Origin of the sequence: Thermoflexus sp., assembly GCF_025055495.1 — a bacterium.
Taxonomy (GTDB): domain Bacteria; phylum Chloroflexota; class Anaerolineae; order Thermoflexales; family Thermoflexaceae; genus Thermoflexus.
Genome location: NZ_JANWXB010000132.1, coordinates 1 through 5,062, shown reverse-complemented (window position 1 = coordinate 5,062; position 5,062 = coordinate 1). Strand labels below are relative to the sequence as shown.

Here is a 5,062-nt window from a genome sequence, read left to right as displayed (position 1 = left end):
CGGGCCGCGGGGAGGGGAGAGAAAGCCTCTTTTCCTCAAGGGGGATAGGGGGCGGGGCCATTTCGCCTCATACGACCGGCTCCCAACATTATTCCGGACAAGGTCGCTGAAAGCGAAACGGGTGTGCGCTGGAAAGTTCGTCCTGAGGATTTTCGGGTTGAGGAAATCGTGCAGCTCCCGCTTCGTTCCCGGGGTCCATATGCCCTTTATCGGGTGTGCAAGCGGGAGCGAACGACCCTGGAGGTCCAGGCGGAGCTGGCCGCGCGGCTGGGGGTGCCCCAGCGGGCGGTGACCTTCCCGGCTCTGAAAGATCGGGAGGCCATCGCCGTTCAGATGGCCGCCGTTCGGGGCAGGGGGCCGGCGCGGATTCGAGGCCGCGGCTTCGAAGCGGTTCGCGTTGGCGAGGCGGACCGCCCGCTACGCCCCAGCGACCTGCAAGGCAATCGGTTCATTGTGCGGCTGCGGGAGCTGGACGATCTGGAGATCGAGCGGCTGCCAGTGGCGGTAGCCACCCTCATCCTCCGGGGTTTCCCCAATTATTTCGACGATCAGCGCTTCGGATCGTGGAGCTCGGAAGCCGGCTTCATCGGCCGGCCCCTTCTCCTGGGCCAGGCGGAAGAGGTGCTTCGGATCTACCTCACCACCCCGATGATCGGCGATCCGCCGGAAGCCCGGGCCTTCAAGGCCGAAGCACGGGCCTGGTGGGGGAATTGGGCTGCGATGTATGAACGGGCGCCCCGTCCCTCGAATTATCGGAGCGTGCTCACTTTCCTGAAGGATCATCCGGTGGACTGGCAGGGGGCTGTGCGGCGGATCCCCGCGCGCCTGCGGACGCTGTGGGTGGATGCCTATCGCGCCTGGATCTGGAACGACGCCCTCCGCCGGATATGGAACTCACTTCCTCATTACGAGATTGAGATTCGAGGAGAGCGCTTCCCGGTGCCTCTGGAGCCGCCCCCGGGTATGGAAGACCTTGTGATGCTGCCCCATCGGCGGGCCCAGTATGAATCCCCCTGGTCCGAGGCCATGGCCTCCGCGCTGCGGGAGGAGGGGCTAACGATCTTTCATTTCCGGCGGGGAGCGTTGCTGGAGGACGCGCCCTCCCCGACGCGGCGGCCGGTCTGGTGCCGGCCGCGGGCCATGGACCTTCGAGATCTTTGGCCGGAAAGGCGGGAGGCCACCCTGGTTTTTGAGTTGCCGCCCGGGAGTTATGGAACACTGCTGCTGAAGGTGTTGGCGGCATGGATCCGGAGCGTTTGAGGCCCGGCCCTTCGGGGCAGTGTTCATCGGGACCCTGCGGGCCAGAAGGAGACTCTCTCCACACCGGACTGGACCCCTCAGTATACGCCTCTGTATACGCCCTAATTGGAGAATGGCTTCGGATTTTTTTGTCCCAGTGATTGACGTCCTCTTCGGCCTTGTGCTATAGTTAGCAAGAATCCGCCTAAAGATCCTGATGCAGGCGGGGCCGCCCCCGGCGGCCCCGTCCACGATTCCCGGCAAATTGCGGCCCCCACGATCTGGAGTTAAGAAGTTGCGCCGTTCGCTTTCTCTGGGGGAAAAGGGGCCGTGGGGTGGGAAGATCCAGAGGGGTGGGGCCATTCCACCTCGTCCGACCGGTTCCCAACGGCGAATCGGGGAGTAGGCAGGGCCGCCAAAAGCGGCGTCCCGATCCCTAACCCCCCAGGAGAGCTGGGAAGTTGCTCGTGGCGTTTCTTAATCCGAGTGGAAGACCAACGGGAGGGAAGGATGGCAGAGGTGCAGGCGATCCCGACGGCGGCGGCGCCGGGCATCACCCGGCGGGAGTTTTTAACTTACATCTGGGCGGCCTCCATGGCCCTCTTTATGGTGGAGCTGGGTGGGGTGAGCGTCCTCTTTGCCCTGCCCCGCTTCAAGGTCGGCGAGTTCGGAGGGATTTTCCCCTTTGGCCGGGCAGGCGAAGTGCTGCCCAAAGTGGGGGAGGGCCCGAAGGAGTTCCCCGAGGCCAAGATCTGGCTGGTCAACACCGAGAAAGGGATCCTGGCCATCTATAAGGTCTGCACCCATCTGGGTTGCCTCTACAAGTGGGTGCCTAGCAATTTCCGTTTTGAGTGTCCGTGCCACGGCTCCAAGTTCCAGCTGGACGGCACCTATATTGAAGGGCCGGCTCCGCGGGATCTGGACCGCTTTGTGATCTATCTGAAGGATTCCACTGGTCGGGTGGTTGCTCAGACGGATTCGCGAGGAGATCCCCTGCCCGTGCCCGATCCCAACCTGCTCATCGAGGTGGACACGGGGAATAAGATCGAGGGCAAGCCAGCCCAGAAGCCGCGAGCATAATGGCAGGAGGCGATCGAATGGCGTTGCGATGGCCTGAACCGATCCCCACGTTACAGAAAGAGGTGCAACAGTATGGATGGCGCCGGGTGATCTTTATGCACCTGGATGAGCTGGTCACCCGGGTGACGGCAGGCATCCCGCTCACCGAGGTGCGTAATATCCTCCGGGGCGAGCCCCCGCCCCGGCCGAACCCCCGGGTCAAGCCTCATACGGAGGGGTTCATCCTGCACATCAAGCCCTCGTTTTATCATGAGGCGGTGACCCGTCTGTACCCCACCTTCCGCTTGGGGTTGTTGAGCTTTTACCTTTTCCTAGTCGAGACCATCACCGGCATTTTCCTGATGATCTTCTACACGCCCTCGCCCCTGGTGGCCTACGAGAACATGCTCCGGATCCTGAACAACGTCCCCTTCGGCCAGCTGATGCGGGATATCCACCGGCTGGGGGCGGAGGCGATGGTGGTGGCGGTGATGCTGCATATGCTACGCACCTTCTTCACCGCCTCCTACAAGCGGCCCCGCCAGTTCACCTGGGCCACCGGGGTGATCCTGCTGGTCCTCACCCTCTTCCTTTCGTTCAGCGGGTATCTGCTGCCGTGGGACCAGCTCTCTTACTGGGCGGTGACCATCGGGACCAGCATGGCCGAGGCTACGCCGCCGCCGGCCCTGGGGCGGATCGTCAACCTGATCCTGCGTGGGGCGCCGGATATCGGAGCGGCTGGGTTGTTGCGCTTCTACCTGCTCCACGTGATCTTCCTGCCGCTTCTCCTCTTCTTTGTGTTCTTCGTGCACTACTATAAGGTGGTCCGCCACGGGCTCTCCCTGCCCCCGGAGATGGAGGCCGTGGGCGACGATACCGCCCGCAAGGTCCCCCCGGAGAAGCGGGTGCCCTATATCCCGGACATCGCCATCCAGGAGGCTCTGTGGGGCATCGGCTTGATCGCCTTCCTGGTGATCGGGGCAGCCTTCTTCTATAACGCGCCGCTGGAGCAGCATGCGGATCCCCTGAACACGCCGCTGCACACCACCGCGCCTTGGTATTTCCTGTGGCTTCAGGGTCTGCTGAAGGATCCCTTCCTGCTGGCCCTGGACCGGCTGGGTCTCCCCCAGCCGCCTTCCACGATCTACAACAGCAAGGTGTTCATGGGTGTGATCCTGCCCGCGCTGATCCTGCTCTTTCTGTTGATCATGCCCTATCTGGACTTTAACATCAGCCGACGCTACAACCATCGACGCAAGGCCCTGGTAGCCGGCCTGGTCGGGGTGGCCGCTTGGACCCTGCTGACTTATATGGGGACTCCAGCCTTTGCCGTGACTGCCTCTGCAGATGTGGAGGTCATGCAAGAGTTCATCCCCTTAAACCCGGACCCGATGTTCGGGGAGGGGAAGGTGCGGACGATCCCTTATGAGCAACTGGTGCCGGGGACGTATGACACGCGCAACCTGCAGGTGTCTGCGGACGCGCCGAAGCTGGCCCAGGTGCTGGAGGCCCTCAAGCGTCGGATCGAGCGGGATCCCCATTTGCCTGAGGGCTATGCCATCGTGCGCATCGACCAGGTCCAGGCCGACCTGAAGCGCTTCGAGATCGATATCCGCTGGCTCCAGCTGGATGAGCACCATCAGCCAGTCCGCGATGCTCAGGGCAACCCGGTCTTCCAGCAGACTAAGCAGGCGATCTATATCCATCGGGATAGCGCGCACGAGTAAAAGGACGCAAAGATCCGAACAGGGGCGGGGGCGAGTGAGCAGGGCTGGGGAGGCTTGCCTTGCCGCCTCTGTCTCTGTATGTCAGCGGTCTGGACCCGATTCGATTCGTTGAACCGCCGGAGGAAGTCCATGTTCGACCTGGCAACCCGCCGGATCATCGGCGCAACGGTTTTTACGCTGGCCACAGTGATCACCGTGGGGATGGTCTGGCTCACGGAAGAGCAGCGCATGGCCCGCTACGAGGCCATGCATAAGGGGAAGGCGATCGAAAACGGCGCCCTGCTGTATGAGCAATACTGTGCCACCTGCCACGGGCCCAACGGGGAAGGAGTGCCCGGAAAGGGCCCGGATCTGAACCCCGGCGTGTTCCAGCACTATGAGGAGCTGAAGCGGACCCAGAACTATGCCAATTCCCTGCGCAACTTCATCAAGCTGAACATCGCCGCGGGCCGGCCGATCCGCACGACCTACCGTCCCGACGAAGTCTACGCTGAGGTCATGCCCACCTGGTCTCAGGATTTCGGCGGGCCACTGCGGCCGGATCAGATCGAGAACCTGGTGGAGTTCATCTTGAACTGGCAGACCGGAGCGGCCATGCCCACCCCCACGCCGGCCTTTGAGGCGGTGGGTTCGGATCTCACGAAGCCGCTGCCGCCTGGGGATCCGAAACGCGGCGAGGCCCTATGGAACCAGGAGATCAAGCAGGCCAGCGGGCTGCCTGCCTCCTGCAAGGCCTGTCACAGCCTGGAGCCCGGCGTAGTGATCGTCGGGCCGTCAATGGCGGGCATCGCCACCGTGGCTGCTCAGATCATTCAGTCCCCCGATTACAAAGGGCAGGCGAAGACCCCTGAGGAATACATCCGCGAGTCGATCCAGCAGCCTAATGCTTACATTGTGGAGCCAGAGCGCTACGCGGCCGCACCGGGGGTCTCCAAGATGCCTGCGAACCTCGGCAATCAGATGTCCGCGCAGGATCTGGCGGATCTAATCGCTTTCCTGATGACGCTCAAGTAAGCAGGTCAAGCTGAAATGGGGCG

Annotated in this window: 4 protein-coding genes; all 4 read left to right on the top strand. The window is 62.8% G+C overall.

Annotation, left to right across the window (positions count from 1 at the left end; translation table 11 throughout):
• Positions 1 to 123: 123 nt before the first annotated feature.
• Positions 124 to 1,260 carry a tRNA pseudouridine(13) synthase TruD gene (gene truD, locus NZM16_RS04630; RefSeq protein WP_295478918.1) on the top strand — a complete coding sequence of 379 codons (1,137 nt, stop codon included), beginning with the start codon at positions 124 to 126 and terminating at the stop codon, positions 1,258 to 1,260.
• A gap of 489 nt (positions 1,261 to 1,749) precedes the next feature.
• A complete protein-coding gene (locus tag NZM16_RS04625) occupies positions 1,750 to 2,319 on the top strand; it encodes a ubiquinol-cytochrome c reductase iron-sulfur subunit (RefSeq protein ID WP_295478915.1) in 570 nt (189 codons plus the stop codon).
• Positions 2,320 to 2,336: 17 nt separating this feature from the next.
• Positions 2,337 to 4,025, top strand: coding sequence for a cytochrome b N-terminal domain-containing protein (locus NZM16_RS04620; protein WP_295478912.1), 1,689 nt, complete (start codon positions 2,337 to 2,339; stop codon positions 4,023 to 4,025).
• Between the two features lie 129 nt (positions 4,026 to 4,154).
• A complete protein-coding gene (locus NZM16_RS04615; protein ID WP_295478909.1) occupies positions 4,155 to 5,039 on the top strand; it encodes a cytochrome c in 885 nt (294 codons plus the stop codon).
• Positions 5,040 to 5,062: the final 23 nt, after the last annotated feature.

Excerpts from the sequence above, each read along its gene's own strand:
- NZM16_RS04625 (WP_295478915.1), top strand. The coding sequence starts at position 1,750 with ATGGCAGAGGTGCAGGCGATCCCGACGGCGGCGGCGCCGGGCATCACC.
- NZM16_RS04620 (WP_295478912.1), top strand. The coding sequence starts at position 2,337 with ATGGCGTTGCGATGGCCTGAACCGATCCCCACGTTACAGAAAGAGGTG.
- NZM16_RS04615 (WP_295478909.1), top strand. The coding sequence starts at position 4,155 with ATGTTCGACCTGGCAACCCGCCGGATCATCGGCGCAACGGTTTTTACG.